The 19,756-nt window shown below is 35.3% G+C and carries 20 protein-coding genes; 7 read left to right on the forward strand and 13 right to left on the reverse strand.

All coding sequences use genetic code 11. The annotated features are described in order from the left end of the window. Position 1 precedes the first annotated feature (1 nt). From NSQ59_RS18605 to NSQ59_RS18615, 3 genes are all read right to left on the reverse strand, one after another. Positions 2-475 (reverse strand): YhcN/YlaJ family sporulation lipoprotein, encoded by a 474-nt coding sequence (locus tag NSQ59_RS18605; RefSeq protein WP_055740760.1) that lies wholly within the window; start codon positions 473-475, stop codon positions 2-4. 249 nt (positions 476-724) lie between these two features. Beyond that, entirely contained in the window at positions 725-853 is a 129-nt protein-coding gene (locus NSQ59_RS18610; RefSeq protein ID WP_268888416.1) for a hypothetical protein, read from the reverse strand. A gap of 73 nt (positions 854-926) precedes the next feature. Beyond that, positions 927-1,280: a DUF1360 domain-containing protein gene (locus NSQ59_RS18615; protein WP_340832395.1), complete on the reverse strand. Its 354-nt coding sequence runs from the start codon at positions 1,278-1,280 to the stop codon at positions 927-929. A 284-nt stretch (positions 1,281-1,564) separates the two neighbouring features. Between NSQ59_RS18615 and NSQ59_RS18620 the strand changes: the two genes are divergently transcribed. Then, on the forward strand, positions 1,565-1,993 hold the full coding sequence (locus tag NSQ59_RS18620; RefSeq protein ID WP_055740763.1) for a DUF1641 domain-containing protein: 429 nt from the start codon (positions 1,565-1,567) through the stop codon (positions 1,991-1,993). A gap of 35 nt (positions 1,994-2,028) precedes the next feature. Further along, positions 2,029-3,210, forward strand: a complete 1,182-nt coding sequence (locus NSQ59_RS18625; RefSeq protein WP_055740764.1) for an NAD(P)/FAD-dependent oxidoreductase — start codon at positions 2,029-2,031, stop codon at positions 3,208-3,210. Between the two features lie 44 nt (positions 3,211-3,254). On the opposite strand, the gene fabI is transcribed toward NSQ59_RS18625, so the two are convergent. Both fabI and NSQ59_RS18635 read right to left on the reverse strand, forming a co-directional pair. Continuing rightward, the gene (gene fabI / locus NSQ59_RS18630) at positions 3,255-4,034 is read right to left on the reverse strand and encodes an enoyl-ACP reductase FabI (RefSeq protein WP_126649409.1); all 780 of its coding nucleotides are present in this window, start codon (positions 4,032-4,034) and stop codon (positions 3,255-3,257) included. A 183-nt stretch (positions 4,035-4,217) separates the two neighbouring features. After that, on the reverse strand, positions 4,218-6,068 hold the full coding sequence (locus NSQ59_RS18635; RefSeq protein ID WP_340832396.1) for a monovalent cation:proton antiporter family protein: 1,851 nt from the start codon (positions 6,066-6,068) through the stop codon (positions 4,218-4,220). Positions 6,069-6,433: 365 nt separating this feature from the next. On the opposite strand from NSQ59_RS18635, the gene prpE reads away from it, so the two are divergent. Continuing rightward, a complete protein-coding gene (gene prpE, locus NSQ59_RS18640) occupies positions 6,434-7,174 on the forward strand; it encodes a bis(5'-nucleosyl)-tetraphosphatase PrpE (RefSeq protein ID WP_340832397.1) in 741 nt (246 codons plus the stop codon). Positions 7,175-7,451: 277 nt separating this feature from the next. On the opposite strand, the gene NSQ59_RS18645 is transcribed toward prpE, so the two are convergent. The 4 genes from NSQ59_RS18645 to NSQ59_RS18660 form a co-directional block, all read right to left on the reverse strand. Continuing rightward, positions 7,452-7,610 carry a hypothetical protein gene (locus NSQ59_RS18645; protein WP_340832398.1) on the reverse strand — a complete coding sequence of 53 codons (159 nt, stop codon included), beginning with the start codon at positions 7,608-7,610 and terminating at the stop codon, positions 7,452-7,454. Positions 7,611-7,737: 127 nt separating this feature from the next. Further along, entirely contained in the window at positions 7,738-8,616 is an 879-nt protein-coding gene (locus tag NSQ59_RS18650) for an RluA family pseudouridine synthase (protein WP_340832399.1), read from the reverse strand. A gap of 80 nt (positions 8,617-8,696) precedes the next feature. After that, entirely contained in the window at positions 8,697-9,500 is an 804-nt protein-coding gene (locus tag NSQ59_RS18655) for an NAD kinase (protein ID WP_055740769.1), read from the reverse strand. 174 nt (positions 9,501-9,674) lie between these two features. Further along, positions 9,675-10,322, reverse strand: a complete 648-nt coding sequence (locus tag NSQ59_RS18660) for a GTP pyrophosphokinase (RefSeq protein ID WP_055740770.1) — start codon at positions 10,320-10,322, stop codon at positions 9,675-9,677. Positions 10,323-10,551: 229 nt separating this feature from the next. Here NSQ59_RS18660 and NSQ59_RS18665 point away from each other — a divergent pair, with 229 nt between their 5' ends. From NSQ59_RS18665 to NSQ59_RS18680, 4 genes are all read left to right on the forward strand, one after another. Next, positions 10,552-11,142, forward strand: a complete 591-nt coding sequence (locus NSQ59_RS18665; protein ID WP_340832400.1) for a CYTH domain-containing protein — start codon at positions 10,552-10,554, stop codon at positions 11,140-11,142. 106 nt (positions 11,143-11,248) lie between these two features. Continuing rightward, complete coding sequence (locus NSQ59_RS18670; RefSeq protein WP_340832401.1) at positions 11,249-11,869, forward strand: lytic transglycosylase domain-containing protein; 621 nt, start codon at positions 11,249-11,251, stop codon at positions 11,867-11,869. A gap of 320 nt (positions 11,870-12,189) precedes the next feature. Beyond that, positions 12,190-12,591: a globin domain-containing protein gene (locus tag NSQ59_RS18675; protein WP_055741271.1), complete on the forward strand. Its 402-nt coding sequence runs from the start codon at positions 12,190-12,192 to the stop codon at positions 12,589-12,591. 23 nt (positions 12,592-12,614) lie between these two features. Next, positions 12,615-13,451 carry a ClpXP adapter SpxH family protein gene (locus tag NSQ59_RS18680; protein ID WP_340833177.1) on the forward strand — a complete coding sequence of 279 codons (837 nt, stop codon included), beginning with the start codon at positions 12,615-12,617 and terminating at the stop codon, positions 13,449-13,451. A gap of 738 nt (positions 13,452-14,189) precedes the next feature. Here NSQ59_RS18680 and pepF read toward each other — a convergent pair. The 4 genes from pepF to spxA form a co-directional block, all read right to left on the reverse strand. Then, a complete protein-coding gene (gene pepF, locus NSQ59_RS18685; protein WP_126648012.1) occupies positions 14,190-16,010 on the reverse strand; it encodes an oligoendopeptidase F in 1,821 nt (606 codons plus the stop codon). Positions 16,011-16,095: 85 nt separating this feature from the next. After that, positions 16,096-17,283 (reverse strand): competence protein CoiA, encoded by a 1,188-nt coding sequence (locus NSQ59_RS18690; protein WP_340832402.1) that lies wholly within the window; start codon positions 17,281-17,283, stop codon positions 16,096-16,098. 185 nt (positions 17,284-17,468) lie between these two features. Continuing rightward, positions 17,469-18,128, reverse strand: a complete 660-nt coding sequence (gene mecA / locus NSQ59_RS18695; RefSeq protein WP_055740775.1) for an adaptor protein MecA — start codon at positions 18,126-18,128, stop codon at positions 17,469-17,471. 696 nt (positions 18,129-18,824) lie between these two features. Then, positions 18,825-19,220 carry a transcriptional regulator SpxA gene (gene spxA / locus NSQ59_RS18700; RefSeq protein ID WP_055740776.1) on the reverse strand — a complete coding sequence of 132 codons (396 nt, stop codon included), beginning with the start codon at positions 19,218-19,220 and terminating at the stop codon, positions 18,825-18,827. Positions 19,221-19,756 lie beyond the last annotated feature (536 nt).

Below are 19,756 nucleotides of genomic sequence, written 5' to 3' on the forward strand. Positions count from 1 at the left end.
TCTATGTTAATTCTTCTTTTAATTTTACGATGTCGTTAAATCTTTTTCTTGCATCCTTTTTGGAAATCTTTCCGGCTTTTAGTGCCTCCCTTAATCGGACAGCCTCCAGAAATATTTTATAATCGCTGGATACAACAAATTTTTCATTTGGATACTCTTTTTCCAATCGATCCGTTAATTTCTTTTCAATACTTTTCATACGAAAACGATATAAATGTTTGACTTTATAGGCTACTAAGATTGTTTTATTTCCTTCGATTACAGCAACATCATAGATTTCTTTTATATTTGCTACTTCTTTTTTTACTTTGACTGGAAGTGTCTCATTGTTTTTATTGCTAAGCTTCACCGGAGTTGGCTGAGTAGTTTTAATTAAGGCCATGCTGCTTTTCTTATTATCGTTTTGATTACTGCAGCCAACTAATAACAACAGGACGGAAAAGATGATAAAAATGTGCTTGCATCCTTTGTTCATACCGCATTCCTCTCCTATAGAATCAATTGTCTAAAGATTATTTTTAGCAGAAATCAACATTTTATGAGAACGGACAGAGTGGAAAATATAGGAGGATCTTTTTAATCAAAACAATGCTTGAAGGATTGTGACTCTTTGCGAGTGGAGTTATGAATAACGGATGCGAATTGTCGCTTTAATGAATTCACTTAGGTTTCACTCACTCGTTTTTCAAAAAAATAAAAAAACAGGCATATATTATTTGCCTGCTTACTTTACTTTTTTCTTTCCACAGCCGCAGCCGCTCTTTTTTACTTTTTTTACAGTAGGCGTTGTAATCAATGGTCTTGCATATGGGGGCATTGCTGGAGTTCTGATAATGGGTTTTCTCATATTCAACGGTCGTCATCCTCTCCTGTTGTTTTATACCATTAGCCATTATATGAAGGAAAGAAACTTGTAGTTCGTATTGTCAATCCATGAATTTGGTTAGCACCGCTTCGAAAATTCCTGCAAGACCGGCGATTGCTAATAAAATAATGAGAGGTTGTGCTATAGCAGGTACAATTAACCATAATATATATATAAAAGCGGAGCACCAAACTCCTGTACACCAATAGCAGCTTAATAATTCACCTATCCATGATCTCAAACCACTTCCCTTTATTTTAATGTATGTAACCGTTGTACCATTCTCATCGGTTTCATCTACTTCTTCGTGAAACGGGCTTCGAATAAATGCAGTAATTTTATCATATACAAGCAGGCGAGTGAGGCGGAAAGCTGCTAAGGAAAATAAAAACAATAAAAGCCAAGAATTGATCACGGTTTTTCCCCTCTTTTTTCATCATCTGCTTATATAAATATGCCGAATCCTTATTGATTAATGACTTTTTTGTTTAATAAATCCATCCTTCTTCGCATTAATGAAAGTAGAAATGGAACAATATAAATAATGAATGCGCATACTATCTCTCCCTTAAAATTGAAAATGAACAAATTTCACAAGTAATTCGTTCGATATACTTTTCCCTTTTGCAAATAAGAGGTATAATGCAATGGGACATTATTTTAACTGTTTATAAAACTTAGTGTAAAGGAGAATAGGTTATGGCAGAAGTAGTTGAAAATGCAAAAACAAAAAACGTAACGGTAAGCCAGGAAAAATTAGATATTCTGGATCAATTATTAAAGCCGGAAGTTCAAGAATCATTGAACACATTAGTGGAGCAACTCCCAAAATTAACAGAAATGGTGAGTTTCCTTACAACATCATTTGATTTTGTGCAAAAAGTTGCTACAGATGAAATTTTAAAGAGCGATACGATTGGAGCAATTAAAGAAATTGCAGAACCAGTAAAAGACACAGCAAAAAGTGTTGCAGCTACTGTGATTGAAGCAAAAGACCGTGCAGAAGTTAGTAATGAAACTATCGGTCTATTTGGTTTGCTAAGAATGCTCAAAGATCCACAAGCACAAAAACTTTTCCGTTTTGTTGATGCTTATCTTAAAGTTACAGCAGAGAAATCCAATAACTAATTTCTTATTTTATTACTAAGGACGGAGGAGAAACTATGTCAAAGAAAATTGTCATTTTAGGCGCAGGTTATGGCGGCCTACTTACGGCATTGAATATTCGCAAGTATTTAAATAAAGATCAAGCACAAGTGACTGTTATTAATCAATATCCTACACATCAAATCATTACAGAACTACATCGTCTTGCTGCAGGGAGCGCTACTCAAGAAGCAGTTGCTCTGCCTCTAGATAAACTTTTCAAAGGAAAAGACATTGATCTTAAAATCGCAAAAGTAGAATCTTTTAATGTTGATAATAAAAAAGTAAAGCTATCTAATGGCGAACTATTAACTTATGATGCACTTGTTGTTGGACTAGGAAGTACAACGGCATACTTTGGTATTCCAGGATTAGAAGAAAACAGCATGGTATTAAAATCTGCAGCTGATGCTAATAAGATTAAAAGCCATATTGAGGGACGCCTTCAAGAATACGCAAAAACAAAAAATGAAGCAGACGCAACTATCCTTATTGGCGGAGGCGGTTTAACTGGGGTTGAACTAGTTGGTGAAATCGCAGATAAACTCCCAACACTTACAAGTAAGTATGGTATCGATCCAAAAGAAATTAAACTACTTCTAGTTGAAGCAGGTCCAAAAATTCTTCCAGTATTACCGGAAAATTTAATTGAACGCGCCACTAAAAGCCTTGAAGATCGCGGTGTTCAATTCTTAACTGGACTACCAGTAACGAACGTTGAAGGTAATACAATTGAACTTAAGGACGGACAAAAAATTGTATCCAATACATTCGTTTGGACAGGTGGAGTTCAAGGAAATCCACTTGTAGGAGAATCCGGATTAGAGGTAAACCGTGGACGTGCTACCGTAAACGAATATCTGCAATCTACTTCCCACAACGACGTATTTGTTGTAGGTGACAGCGCTGTTGTCTTCCCTGCAAATGGCGACCGTCCATACCCTCCAACAGCTCAAATTGCTTGGCAAATGGGAGAACAAACAGGCTATAACTTATATGCTTATTTAGAAAACAAAGCAATGAAGACATTTACTCAAGTAAACTCGGGTACTTTAGCTAGCTTGGGACGCAAAGATGCTGTTGCTACAATCGGAGCAAACAATATACCTCTTAAAGGTATGCCAGCATCACTAATGAAAGAAGCAAGTAATATCCGTTACTTATCTCACATAAAAGCGTTATTCAGCTTAGCGTATTAATAAAGAAAAAACCTCCATTTCAAATGTGAAATGGAGGTTTTTTTTTATCCTACAATATTATAACCTGAATCTACATAAATCACTTCACCAGTTACCCCTCTTGATAAATGGCTGAGTAAAGCAAGTGTCATATCTCCGACTTCTTCCGCCGTAACATTTTTCTTTAATGGTGCTTTTTCTTCGATCATTTTCATGATGTCATTAAATCCGGGTACACCTTTTGCAGCAAGCGTACGAATTGGTCCCGCAGAAATAGCATTAACACGGATATTTTCTTTTCCTAAATCAAATGTTAAATATTTTACACAGGATTCAAGCGCTGCTTTTGCTACTCCCATTACATTGTACCCTGGTATTGCACGAGCAGCCCCAAGATAACTCATCGTAACAATAGAACCGCCTTCTGTCATATAAGGCTTCGCTGCCTTAGCTGCAGCTACTAATGAATAGGCACTAGTATCTTGCGCAAATGCATATCCTTCTCTGGAAGTATCAATAAAATCACCTTTTAAATCCTCCGCATGAGCAAAGGCAACGGAATGAACAACACCATGGATCACTCCTACTTTTTCACCAATTTCATTAAAAGCATTTTGAACGCTCTCATCATTATTTACATCACATTGAACAACCAAGCTTTTAGGATAATTATATTTTTCAAGCAGTTGAGTTAATTTTCCTAGTGAACGTTCCAATCTGTATGTAAAAATTAAGTTTGCCCCTGCATTGTGAAGAGACTGTGCTACTCCCCATGCTATACTGCGTTCATTTGCAACACCCATGACTACAATGTTTTTATCTTTTAGTTTTAATAAATCTTCCATTTTATCCTCCAACAAAATATTATGATTCTCTTTATATTATACCTGGTTTTAGCAGCTGTTACTATATTTGAAACACTTCATTTTTATTTTAGGGTGATTTGGTCAGGAGAAATCCACTCATATGTGTATTTCCCTATTCTCCCTGAACGCAAAATCACCCCTAAATTTATTCAATTTCATGTATTACTCGCAAAATTCAAGCTCCCGCTTCAGTTCATCTGCATACTCTTTTGAACCTGTAATAATTAAACGATCATGCAAATGCAACTGTGTATCCCCATGCGGCACAATAGAGTCATTTCCGCGGAATATCCGTACGAAAATAATATCTCCTGTGAATGGGAACCTTCTTAATGTCATTCCTTCAAATTCGTGATTTAACATCGTGATTTCAAATAGTGATGTCTCTTTATTAGTTAATAAATTGATTATATCCGGTGATTCAATGAATGCCCGTAACAATGCCTGTGTGGACAGCAATGTAGAAAAAACCTCTACCCCCTGTTCCGTCGTTGATTCTTCAAGACTTGGACTTTCAATACGGGCAATCACTCTTTCAACCCCCTTGCGCTTAGCAATCCCTGCTAATTGAGAATTAATTTCCTCATTTCCTGTCATAATAACGACAATATCAGCTTCAAATATCCCTGCCTTTTCCAGTGAATCTGATTCATAATTTTCAATTTCAATGACATCAAATAGGGAATCAGCAATTTGATTTTCTGCTTTATCTAATATCGTGTGATACAAGGTTGGCGAATACAACGATGATTTTAATTCCCTATTAACTGACATGGTTAATTGATTTGCCCCGACAAGCGCAACCTTCAATTTGCGGACTTGAATATTTTCTTTTGGAAATAACTTTCTAAAGATAATTGGCGTAATAATGCATGTAATGACTGCCACTAATATTAGCGTACCGCTCATGCTTGTCGAAATAACTCCTATACGTTCCGCAATTTTGGCTGCCGCAATGACCAACGAAAGGGTCGAGGTCAGCAAAAATGCAGAGGATACAACCGTTTTCGTATCATACCATTTTTTTAAAAGCAGGACCGGAAAAATTTTCGAAATAAAAAAGGCAATCATTAAAAGTGGAATAAACATTAGCAATTTTGGATCACTCAGCATGGAATGTAAATCCAAATCTACCCCAACCATGACAAAGAAAATCGGGATGAGAAAGCCATATCCAAAAGAATCAAGCTGCCGAACCATTTCTTGATTTGGCGATAATAAGGACACGAGTGTCCCCGCTAGGAAGGCACCAAGAATATTCTCTGCTCCAACAGATTCCGATAACGCAACTAAAATAATAATTAGTGTAAAAATAGCTCTTGTTCCTATTTGCACTGTTCCTGTGGAAAGCTTTTTAAATAAGGATCTTTTTTTAAATCCCTTTGCAATAAAATATAACAGAACTCCACCTGCAAACAAAATCAATAATAGCCACATATTGCTTGTTTCTTTGCCTGAGAGAGAAACAAAGACTGCCAATAAAATCATCGTAACTAAATCTGCGATTACAGCTATCAATAGGATAATCTGTCCTATTCCAGTCTTCATAATATGTGCGTCTTTCAAGGTTGGCACTACAACACCAAGTGAAATAGTGGATATAATTAATGTCATAAGGAATGCATTATGAATTAGTCCGATAAAGACAAATACATAGGATAGAATAACAGAAACGATAAATATGCCGATAAAGATAATAATAGCTACCTTTAAACGGTTTGGTTCTTTCTTCCCGTTCGGCAATGTTACTGACTTTTTTCTGCTTACAAATGCTGAAAAATCTATTTCAACTCCACTTAAAAACATTAAGAAAATAAACCCTAAAGTGGATAATGTGTTAAGCCAAGTGTCTTTTTCAATTATATCGAACCCGCTTTTTCCAATAATTAACCCTACGATAATTTCACCGATTACGACAGGTATAAAGGATAGTTTTAATCGGTGTAAAAGGATTGGCGTTAAAAACGCAGCCACAATTACAATCAATAATGAAGCAACAGATGTATGTGCCATTGTTCATCTCCCTTCTAAAATAATTCAACTCTAACATCAAGAGTTAACCTGAGCCGAATGGGAAAAAATAGCCGTTAATTCCCTTAATTTTGCCGCTAATTTCATTTAGCCTGCCGAGCCATTGCTATAACTATTTCTAGTGTTATTTTCGCCAGTTCTGGTGATTATTCCGTCAGTTCCAGCGATTATTCTGCCAGTTCCGGTGATAATCACCGCGAAATGATTATTCGTAAATTATCCCTCTTCGGCTAAAGCACAATTTAAAAAAATTGTTAGTTTCTATCCTAACAAGATTCTTTACTTTTGGCTAATAATAACCTTATTCATATTTCAAATTTATTTTACCCATAGGAAGGAGGATTCATATGAAAATGGATATTATCGGGGATATTCACGGTTGTTTTAGTGAATTTCATCAATTAACTATACAGTTAGGTTATGTCTGGAAGGATGGGATTCCAGTTCATCCAAGCGGCCGTTGTCTTGGATTTGTGGGTGATTTAACGGATCGTGGCCCGGAGTCGCTAAAGGTAATTGATATTGTCTACCAGCTGTGGAAAGAAAAACAAGCATATTATGTGCCGGGAAATCACTGCAATAAACTATATCGGTATTTTTTAGGAAACAAGGTGCAAGTAACCCATGGACTTGAAACAACTGTTGCGGAGTTATCTGCATGTACTGATCAACAAAAAAAACACTACAGAAATATTTTTGTGGAAATGTATGAAAACTCACCACTCTATTTGCTGTTAGATAATAACAGGCTTGTGATTGCACATGCTGGAATTCGTGAAGATTATATTGGAAAAATGAATAGTAAAGTAAAAACGTTTGTTCTTTATGGAGATATTACAGGGGAAAAACACCCGGATGGTTCACCTGTGAGAAGAGATTGGGCAAAATTGTACAATGGTAAACCAACCATTGTCTATGGACATACACCGGTTTTAGAACCAAGGTTTATCCGTAATACAGTTAATATCGATACGGGAGCGGTTTTTGGAGGAAAGTTGACTGCCCTTAGGTACCCGGAGATGGAAACAATTTCTGTGCCATCTTCCATGCCGTTTGTTGGTGAGAAATTTAACCATTTTGATTCTTAATTAAGAAGGCAGCGATGAACATTTTCCTATCTATCATCATACCCGATCATTTTCCCACACGAAGTGTCCTTCATAACCCCGTGAAGGACACTTCGCTTATTTTCAATCTTTTTCTTGTCCCTCATAACTCCGATGAAGGTCACGTTGCTTGTTTTTTATCACTATCTTGTCCCTCATAACCCCGATGAAGGACACTTCCCTTGTTTTTTATCACTATCTTGTCCCTCATAGCCCCGATGAAGGACACTTCCCTTGTTTTTTATCACTATCTTGTCCCTCATAGCCCCGATGAAGGACACTTCCCTTGTTTTCTTTCTATTTCTTGTCCTTCATAACCCCGTGAAGGACACTTCCCTTGTTTTCTTTCTATTTCTTGTCCTTCATAGCCCTGATGAAGGACACTTCCCTTGTTTTCTATCAATACCCTGTCCTTCATAACTCCAACATCCCAGTTAATTTCCATAATATGGCTTCGAATGTACATTCTCAGAACTGAAACTGAGGTATTTACCTTTTAGTTTTTTTATAAAAAAAACAGCACTAATTAAAAAGTGCTGCTTACATTACGGCCTGATATCTTCCGGAATTTCACTGTGAAACGTCATTTCCTCTTTCGTTATCGGATGTATAAAGTGTAAATCACTGCAATGCAATGCTTGTCTTGTAAACTGAGTTGTGTTCCCACCATATAGGTCATCCCCTAACAAAGGGTGACCGATATAGGACATATGGACACGAATTTGATGTGTCCTTCCAGTATCTAACCACACTTTCACATGGCTAAAACCCACATGCTGTTCCAGCACTTCAAAATGAGTGCACGCATATTGACCGTCCGGCCTGACTTCCCTTTCAATGATGCTTGTTTCTTTTCTCCCAATTGGAGCTTCTATTGTTCCGAAATTGTCTGTAAAATAACCTTCTGCTAATGCTTGGTATGTTCGTTTGATTTGCCTTTTTTGCTGTAACAAGCTGCATAGATGATGAATATATCGATGCTTCGCAATGAGTACCAACCCAGACGTATTTCGATCCAGCCTTGTAACTATATGGGCAGATGATTCAATGGATTGCTTCTCATAATAGCCCATTAATGCATTTGCTAAACTGCCTGTCGGATGCTCCCTCGAAGGGATGGTACTCATATAAGGAGGCTTATCAATAACTAGAATGGATAGATCCTCAAAAACGATGTTTAATGGTATATTTTCACTTACCAATGTCTCGCTTCGCTCTTCCGGCGGGAAAACAATATCTAATTTATCTCCAGTTCTCAGCTTATATCGAACATTTTCTTCCTTCCCATTTACCGAAATATTCCCGCCGTTAAACTTAATATCTGTTAATGCTCTCCGGGAAATTTCGTGCTCCGCCAAAAATTGTTTGATCCATTTATCAGCGTCTTTCTCCTCAATTACCCAGTGTAAGTTAAATGGTGCCACAGGACCCCTCCACTGTTATCATCTTTGCGAAATCCACTATCTGTCTAAAGTGAAAAAATAGGGCCAGCAAAATCAATATTTTATTGATCTTTATCTGCAATAAAAGAATCATGTACCCTTGTCCAAAAAGGTAATGGACGAAATCTTGCAAACCGGATTTTTTCATTCGCCACACGGAATTGAATGGATTTTACATCCTTATGCAGCAATGTTAAATGATCAATCGTTATCATGAAATCCTGATCTCGAACAGGCTTTAATGTGCAGGTATGATGCGATGGCAAAATCAATGGTGAGCCGATTGTCCTGAATACCTTGTTATTAATCGATGCCATTTCCGCCAATTGAATGGCCTGCAATGATGGATGGATAATGGCACCACCGAGGGCTTTATTATAAGCGGTGCTACCTGATGGGGTGGAAACACAGAGACCATCTCCTCTGAATCGTTCAAAGTGCAGACCCTTAATTTCAATATCCATTACCAATGTACCTTCCACACATTTAACGGTAGATTCATTCAAAGCCAAATATCTCGTTTCTTTTCCACCGTGTTGATATCGAATAATCACTTCAAGAGTCGGATATTCCACCACTTGATAAGGGGTTTTAGCAATAGCGATTACCAGTTTTTCAATTTCATCTGGAACCCAATCTGCATAAAAACCAAGATGCCCTGTATGAATTCCAACGAATGCCGTCTTATCTAATCTTGAGCTGTAACGATGAAAGGCATAAAGAAGCGTCCCGTCTCCGCCCACGGAAATTACAATATCAGGCTGCGATTCATCATATGTTAAACCAAAATCCTGTAAATATGTACGAATTTTGTGCATTAATGCATTTGATTGTGCATTTCCTTTTGAGGTTATTGAAAATTTCAAGTAATTACACCTTCCTTCCAAACTAACAACTATTCATTCGAAATACTGTATTCGTATTGATCGTTGTTTTTCGTACGTTGTTATAAATCCTAATGTAGACTGAGTTTCAGGTCATTTTTTCATTTATTCTTAATCTAAATATAGGCTTCGTCTAGTTTTAGAAAAGAGCCTTTTTTAATTCCTGCTTTCCTTATCCGATTTATTTTTTTCCTTATTTTTTGTGAAAAAAGCCTGTGCCTCTTGAATTTCTTCTCGTATTTCTGACATTTCTTCGTCTAGAAGAAATGCTGCTTCTGCAGCTCTTTGCAGGCGCATTTTTATATCTTCAGGGAATTGACCACGATATTTATAATTTAGGGAATGCTCAATGGTAGCCCAAAAATTCATTGCCAATGTTCGTATTTGTATCTCAGCTAGTATTTTTTTCTCACCATGAATTGTTTGGACGGGGTATTCGATGACAACATGATACGACCGATAACCACTTGATTTTTTATTAGTAATATAGTCTCGTTCTTCTACTATTTTGAAATCGTTTCTTAATCTTAAAAGAGAAACAACTTTTTTTATATCATCCACAAATTGACACATCATACGCAAGCCAGCTATATCCTGCATTTCTGCTTCTAATCTGTCAAGCGGTATCTTCTTTTGCGTTGCCTTATCAAGTATGCTTGATATTGGTTTTACTCGGCCGGTGACGAATTCTATCGGTGAATGTATATGTTCCTGTTCAAAAAGTGTTCTCATTCCTTTTAATTTTACTTTTAATTCATCTACTGCCTGCTTATACGGAGCTAGAAATTGGTCCCAATGATTCATTAGGCATAACCCCCTTCTTGTTTCCAAGCGATGTATTCTATAGTTGAATTTTTAAGAGCAGTGCAGGCTCTTACAACCTTATGTATTTGATATTGACATCTAAGACTCCCAATCCCTTTTTTTCAACATTTATTATATCTTATAATGCTTGGTTATTGCGAATGAAATATTAGCATTGATAAAATACGGTTATTGCGTGGAAATTTTTATTAAAGGGGTCTTATCATTTATGAGCAGTGAATTGGAAATCGAATTTAAAAACCTAGTGACAGTAGACGAATTCACGAAATTGATTCATGAATTTAACATCGAAAAGGAAGACATGGTCATACAAAAAAACTATTATTTTGATACTCCAGAGTTTGACATAAAAAATATAAGCTGTGCTCTCAGAATCAGAAAAAAGAAAGGGGATTATGAGCTGACTTTAAAACAGCCTGTGAAGGATGGTAATTGGGAAACAAATGAATATCTTGAAGAACAAGCAGCACTAAAAATGATTGAAACAGGCTATCTCCCTGATGGTGAAGTGAAAAATACATTAACAGATTTAAATATTGATTTTAACACCCTTTCTTGCTTCGGAAGTCTAACTACCAAAAGGGCTGAAATTGCTTATTTAGGGGGATTATTAGTTTTTGACTATAGTTCCTATTTAAATAAAGAGGATTATGAGATAGAATATGAAGTAACAGATAAGAATAAGGGGGAAGAAAATTTTCGCAAATTACTGGAGCATTTTCAAATACCCCTTAGACTATCGGAAAATAAAGTTATTAGATTTTATCGAGAGTACAAGAAATTAAAAAATGGACATTAATTTTATGTATCCGACAATTGTATGATTATGGCGATACAACAATGCTCACGAGTTTAACGAAAAAAATTAAATGTTCTATTCTAAAAGTAGGAGAGGCACTTTAAAGATGAATGTAAATCAGCTTAAAACGATAATGGAACTACGAGCTTTGCAAAATCTATCATCTGCAAGCACACTAGCTTCAACAGAAGATAACAGCAGTTCATTATTTCAAGAGCTTTTATCTAATGCATTACAAGACTTATCGGACAATTCCGCAACGGGTATGAATACAATAAGTGGATTATCATCCCCTGCCAATTATATTAATACTCTTCCGTTGTTAAACACAATCGAAAATAATGATAGTGTTCCCAAAGATCTGGACAGCCTTATTAAGAATGCAGCGAATAAATATGACTTGCCGGAAAATCTAATAAAGTCCGTTATTAAACAAGAATCAAATTTTAATCCAAAAGCTGTTAGCAGTTCCGGAGCTTCCGGATTGATGCAATTAATGCCATCTACGGCCAAAAGTCTCGGTGTGACGAATATATTTGACCCGGCTGAAAATATTGATGCAGGATCAAAATATTTAAGGAGTATGCTGGACAAATTTGATGGAAACATCGTATTAGCTCTTGCAGCATACAATGCCGGTCCAGGTAATGTCGAACGATATAATGGAGTACCTCCATTTAAGGAAACACAAAATTATGTCAGACGTATAACCAGTCAATTAGTATAGCCGCTGTAACAATTGTGCAGCGGTATTTTTTATGATTTGAATTTCCTTGAAGAAAGTATAACGTATAGATATTTGTAAAAAATAAAACAATTATAAGCTATTTGTTTGTGTTATTAATAGGTCATTGCTAAAATAAGTATACATAATACAACTATTAAGGTTATTTTCTATACAAATGCTGCTTTTTTTCTAACGTTTCATTTCGAGGTATCATTTCTTATAAAAAGTTATTCTATCTTACCCGGAGAAATTTTTTGATTTTCGACAAAGCAGCAATAAAGTATATGAAAAGAGCCGTTAATAAAAGGGGTAATTATCATATGGTAGAGAAGCGTATAGTACCGTATGACATCATAGGGGAAGAAACGTTAAACAAATTAGTCGATGCGTTTTATTACAGAGTGGCAAGACATCCAGATTTAATTCCCATTTTTCCTGAGGATTTATCAGAAGTGGCGAGAAAACAGAAACAATTTTTAACACAGTTTTTAGGCGGACCAACTCTTTATTCAAATGAGCACGGACATCCCATGATGCGAGCAAGACACTTACCTCATGAGATTACACCAAAACGTGCTAAAGCATGGTTATCCTGTATGAGTGCAGCAATGGACGAAGTCAAATTAGAGGGCCCAATTCGGGAACAATTTTTTTCGAGATTAGTCTTAACGGCACAACATATGGTGAACACACCTGACACAACTAAAGGTGAGGAACATTGAAAGATTTTAAAACTGAAATAAATATGCTTGAATTGTGTAACCAAGACAAGAAACCTTTGGAAATATATATTTTTGTCGATCCTTTATGTCCCGAATGTTGGGCATTGGAACCAATTATGAAGAAACTATTTATAGAATATGGGTCTTTTTTCAGATTAAGACATGTATTAAGTGGTAAACTTTCAACACTGAATCTTAGCGCGAAAAAGCATGAATCGATCGCACAGCTTTGGGAGAAAACAGCAAGCAGAACGGGCATGTCCTGTGATGGAAGCCTTTGGTTTGATAATCCCATTTCATCACCGTATCTCGCATCTATTGCTATTAAAGCCGCTGAATTACAAGGTAAACGTGCTGGCATGCGCTTTTTGCGAAAAATACAGGAATTAATTTTTTTAAAAAAACAAAATGTTTCTAGTATGGATGTGCTTGTAGAATGTGCCAAAAACGTTAATCTTGATATTGAGGAATTCATAAATGATATTCATTCTTCAAGTGCAGCAAAGGCTTTCCAATGTGATTTGAAAATTGCATCAGAAATGGAAGTAACTGAAATTCCCTCACTCGTATTTTTCAATGAAAATATTGAGGATGAAGGATTAAAAATAAGTGGTCTTTATCCATATGAAGTATACGTTCAAATTATTTATGAGTTATTAGGGGAAAAACCAGAGCCTGCCCCCCTTCCGCCAATTGAACGGTTTCTTAAGTATTACGGTGTAGTGGCATCAAAAGAGATTGCTGTCGTATACAATATGACTATTGCAGAGGTCGAAAAAGAGCTCAAAAAGTGGATACTACAACAAAAGATTCAAAAAATACCAGGTAAATACGGGGCGTTTTGGAAGTTTATCGATTAAAAAGAATTTGGCAACTTGCGCCAAATTCTTTTTTTATCTATTTTTCATTAGAAGACGCTGCAAATTTTCTGCATAAGAAAAAGGCCTTGCAAATGCAAGGCCTTTTTCAACACGAACAAAGGGGATGGGAGAAATTTTTCACGGTCAAACAAAGGGGTATATGTTTGCTTGTGATCAACTTCACATCTATACTATAGCACGTTAAAGCAGAATGATGCAAGGGATTGTTAATTGTTTCACAATATTGTCAAAATCCTGTTATATAATGCCGGAAATGAGAATATATTTCACCATAGGGGCATGTTTCATATACTACTAAAATACTACATGTGAAAGGTGAAACGGTTATGAAAAAGTACACAGTATTCTTCCTTATACTTTTTATATTTTTCAGTTTCTTTCTTAATATCCTTGGTTTAATGAAGCTGATTCCAATCTATATTACCTCTCCCATTTTATTTTTATCTTTATTTTTGTTGCTAGTTCACCTTAATGGGCGCAATACGTTTCGAGGTTTTCATTAAGTTAGCCAGGCTATATGCCTGGCTAATTAGTCTTTTGTCTAGCTGCAGCCCTATCGGCTAGTGTATTTCTCCGTATCCTCCCTACGATAAGTCAACATAAAATTTGAAGTGCCGATTTTACCAGCTTGTGAACACCTCAGCACGTTTTCCTTTAAACTCGTGGTGAGCGACTACGAAATACATACGACGATGAGCAAGGCACTTCCGCCTTTCCTTAAGAAAGCAGCTGTTCTAATTCATTTAATTTTTCTTCAAAGACTTTAAGCGCAGCCTCAATAGGTTCAGCTGAAGTCATATCGACACCGGCTTTCTTCAATACCTCAATCGGGTAATCGGAGCTACCCGCCTTTAAGAATCCTAAATAACGTTCTACTGCAGGTTCACCTTCACTTAAAATTTGCGAGCTTAGAGCTGTTGCAGCACTGAAACCTGTAGCATATTGATATACATAATAATTATAGTAGAAATGAGGGATTCGGGACCATTCTAATCCAATTTCCTCGTCAATAATAATATCTTCTTCTCCAAAATAACGTTTATTTAATTCATAGTATTCCTTCGTAAACAATTCGGCAGTTAGTGCTTCCCCATTTTGATCTTTTTGATGGATTAAATGCTCAAATTCTGCGAACATAGTTTGGCGGAATACAGTTCCACGGAACCCTTCAAGATAATGGTTTAATAAATAAATTCGTTTCTTTTCATCATCAATTGTTTTTAAAAGATAGTCATTTAATAATGCTTCATTACAAGTTGATGCAACCTCTGCTACAAAGATGGAATAATCTCCATAAGGATACGGCTGTGTTTTTCTTGTATAGTAGCTATGCACACTATGTCCAAATTCATGTGCGAGTGTAAAGAGGTTATTAACATTATCCTGCCAATTCATTAGGATATATGGATTTGTTCCGTAAGTACCGGAAGAATATGCACCACTGCGCTTCCCTTTGTTCTCTTCGACGTCTACCCAGCGATTTTCAAATCCTTCGCGTAATACATTCAAATAATCTTCTCCAAGTGGTTGTAAGCCTTTCAATACGATTTCTTTTGCTTCCTCGTAAGGAATTTTCATCTCAACTTCTTTAACTAATGGTGTATAAAGGTCATACATATGCAATTCCTCGACACCTAACACTTTTTTGCGAAGTTTAACGTATTTATGAAGAAGATGAAGATTCTTATTTACAGTATTTACAAGATTATCGTATACGCTCTCAGGAATATTGTTATTGGAAAGAGCGGCATGTCTTGCTGAGTCATAGTGGCGAACTTTTGCATTGAAATTATCCTTCTTTACTTGGCCGCTCAATGTACTGGCAAAAGTATTTTGGAATTTACCATATGTTTCGTATACTGCTTTAAATGCATCGTGTCTAACTCTTTGATCTGGACTTTCAAGGAAGCGGGAATAACGTCCATGTGTTACTTCCACCTCTTCGCCATTTTCGTCTTTAATAGTAGGGAATTCCAAGTCCGCATTATTCAACATCCCAAATGTAGTACTTGATGCATTCATTACTTCTGATGCACTGGCAAGCAATGATTCTTGTTCTGCAGAAAGCACATGCGGTCTTTGGAGATTAATTTCCTCCAAGGAGTGTTCATATAACTGTAAATCTTTGTTTTCTTTCAGATATTCTTTCAACGTATTTTCATCAATTGAGAGAATTTCCGGCACAACATATGCAAATAAGCTAGCAGCCTCCGCATACAAGCTCTTCATTCGACTATCTAAGCCTTGATAAAAAGAATTTGTTGTATCCTGATCATAACGCATATGTGCATATGTATATAATTTGCTTAATCTTTCAAAGACATTATCTTGAAACTTAAGTGCTTCATATAAATCATTTGCGCTTTCTCCAAGCTTTCCTTTATATTTAGGGGCATCACCCGTTAACTCTTTCACCTTTTGATATTCTTGTTCCCATGCTTCATCTGTTGGAAAAATATCTTCCAATCTCCAAGTTAATTCTTCCGGTATATCTTTTCGACTAGGTAATGATTTTACAGTAGCTGTTTCATTTGTCATAGTCTTTCCTCCATTCCTTCGTGATACGAAAAATCCTTACAGTAATAAATTCTCTATCTTTTACAAAATTCCTGCTGTTTTTACGTCATTTATCGTCCAATTCATGAAGAAATTCTTTATCAAAAAGAAGTGCTTCTTCCATATTTTTTGGAAAGGTTATCATTTTATGCAGTACAAATGTCCCTTTCTTTACCTCTTTTAAATATGAAAAATGTACTAGCGTTTGTAAATACAGATAAATCATTCTGTTTTGATAGGAAGTTGGTACAAAAGGAAGGCATCTAAAAAGGATATGCTGGCTTCTTTTCCGGCTTTCTATCGCATTACGCACTTGTTTAAAGGTCATTCGATCCCCGGTTTTTAAAAAACGTAAACAGTCATGCCAAATATAAAATTGCCAAACAACTGGATGTGTTTTGCATACACCCATATAATCTACAGGCAATCCAATAACAGGTGGCAATAGCGAAGGATGACTATTACACTCATATAAAGATATTAAAAATGGGTCCTGAAAGGCCTTACTATATATAATTTTATTCTGAAGCCATTTTCGTTTTTGTAAAAACCAATATGCATTGATTGGTTGTTTTTGCGATATTGTATTGGATAAAAGAATGGGGAATGTCATATGATCAAGAGATATTTTTGTGTAAGTACCTTGGACTTTTCTTGAAGAAATCGGAGATATATTGCTTAAGAAATGGAAATACCGAGAATGAGGGGTATAACTGAAAAGGGTAAGACCAATTTTTTCACTTGCTTGAATGAAAGACCAATGAAAATCACTTAGTTGAAAAAATGCATCCTTTCTATGCTGAAAAGGATAACCACCCATAATCCAAATTGGAGAAATATGATGTTTTGCATAACCATTTGTGCGCTGAGTTAATAATTTTATCGAAATAGGTGAGCATTGATATTCAACAGCAAACCACTTCCCATTTTTATTGAACAAAATATCCGGTCGCTGTTTTAACCTTGGCAAATATCTTTCCAAGTACACTTTAAACCTTTGATTTACAAGCCATAAATATAAATCTTTTTTTCCTTGCATATGTCGTAAACTTTCCGGTTCTGATATTGATGCACAATTAGAGGATTTTTGATGTGAGAAATGGGGAATTTTCTGACTGCCTGCTCGTAAAATAACCGGTTCCTGACAAACAGGACAATAAAATTGGACTTTCTTTTTTAGATTATCTAAATGATAATCATCCTTACAACCCGCTAAATTATACACTTTTCCTTCTTTTGTTAATGCGGTAAGCATTACATCCCTCCTTTCTTATCTATATTCCATAAACATGCTTATTTTCCTTTATAAAAATCAAAAAAAAAATGCGCAAGCGCTGAAATTAGTCATAGATATTTTTTTCAAAAGTTATTCACATGGTTAAACTTTATATTTCCCCCAAAAAATAAAATCCGATTTTCTAAAAAAATCGGATTTTGATTTTATTTAAAGTACTCATTTATTTTTTCAAAAACATTTCTGTCAATAACGGTATTTCCATACTCCTCTAAACGATGTACAGTATATGTTGATTCTTCTCCATATTCGAGTAAAATACTTAAAATATTATCAATATCCTCTTCTTCGAAAAGTTCATCAATAAATTCAACATATAAATAATATTTGTTATTATAGGAAAACAATTTAGTTTTTAACTTATCCAGGCCGTTTCTTTTGGATAGTGAAATGACATCCTCAAAGTCCTTAAATGATACCATAAACTCTAATAAATCATCATCATTTTCCTGCAATGGTCTCGTTTGAAAATGTTCGTCTAAAAATTCTTCAATCTGCTCATTGATAGGAAAGTCTTTTAGCTTATCCTCAGGGATTGGAAGTTCAAATCGTTGACCATCTTTTGAGAGCTGAGCCTTTGTAACAAGCACTTCTAAACCTTTTTCCATTGCTTGAACTTGAATCCAAAGCGGACCTTCTGGAACAAACTCTTCCTCATGATGAATTTCGTCCATCATTTCCCAGAATAATTCCTCGCTTCTTTCGCGATTGTACCAAATTTCTTCGCGATCAAAGCCTCTTTCTTCAATATCCAAATATGATATATAAAACTTGACAGTATTTTCATTAATTCTTTCGATATCCATACATCAACTCTCCCTTCTATTTAAAAGTGTTGAACGGACATCTTACCTAATAAAGATTAGTTATGACGTGAATTAAAAATGTTTACACCTTGTACTCTTATTCTATGATAAAAGTGTGATAAATGGAAATAAAATTACTTCCAATTTAAAAAAATCCGCGTCTACCTATAGCTCTTTTCTTAAACTATATTGCTTTTGTATACGCTATTCTGGGTAAAAACCTTATTTGGTTAATACTGAATTTACTTGATAAGAAAAGATGTCTCGAAATAAAGCCTACTTTGGATTTATATCAAATGACAAGAAGTAACAAATGAACATCGGCTTTTGGATTTTAAACATATTGCGTGAACGGTCTTACCCTATTGATTAGAATGAAATATTATTCTGCTTATTTTAACGGAAATTCAGAAAATTTTCAAGATAAAATGCCTAAAATTGTTTTTATAGACAGATACCTTATAAGACCTATTTTTAGGAATGTGCCGAAAATAATTATGGCTAGATAAAGTATACGAGAAGCAAAAATGAAAATCAAAATACCCTTTTTAAACAAATTAGGAACAGTTTACCCGCTTTCCTAAAGTATATGCAAATGCAGTATTATTTCCGCATTTCCAATCAATCTTTGCACACAGAAAACGCCTTTATTCTCATGAATAAAAGGCGTTATTTAGTAGACAAAGTCTGCAATTATTAGTTAACAAGCTTTTGAGCTTCACGCAGCTGAAATGTACGAACCTTACGAGGTAAGAATCTCCGAATTTCATCTTCATTATATCCAACCTGTAATCTTTTTTCATCCAAAATGATCGGTCTTCTAAGTAGACCAGGATTCTTTTGAATTAAGTTAAACAGATCTGGTAAAGGCAATGTTTCTAAATCTACATTTAACTTTTGAAAAGTTTTAGATCTTGTAGAAATTATTTCATCTGTACCATCTTCTGTCATTCGAAGAATTTCTTTAATTTCTTCAAGACTAAGTGGTTCTGAAAAAATATTGCGTTCTTTATATGAAATATTATTTTCTTCTAGCCAGCTTCTTGCTTTTCTACATGATGTGCAACTTGGTGAAGTGTATAATGTTACCATATATCATTCCACACTCCTTATATTATTTAATGATTCACCAATTCCGGTTACCATTCTTAATTTAAAATTACTTTAATAAAGAAATCTATATTATGTATTATACACTATTTGGACTTCCATGAATATATTTTTTGAAAAATTGATGTTACCATCATAAAAACATGGCTTTTTTGTGAATTTGCCTTAGGTATATATACCTCCTTTTCGTTAACGTTAAACATATTATATACGCTAAACATTAAAATAACCTTAAAATGATTCTCAATTTCATTTAATATTTGAAAATTGTCGAAATTTCCTGGGTTATAAAAAAAGCGTAAGCGCCGCAACACTGGCGTACGGATTTCGTAGTCGCTCACCTCGAGATAAAGAAAACACAGTGAGGTAGTTCACGAACAAGTGAAAATAGCACTTCCATTTTCAACTGATGTTAACTTATCGTAGCGAGAAGACGGAGGAAATCCGTACGCACGATATCTGCTTACACTAGATAAAAAATTAAACTTATTAAATTATTTACTTGTTGAAAAGTACTT

Source organism: Margalitia sp. FSL K6-0131, from assembly GCF_038008735.1.
GTDB lineage: Bacteria > Bacillota > Bacilli > Bacillales > Bacillaceae_C > Margalitia > Margalitia shackletonii.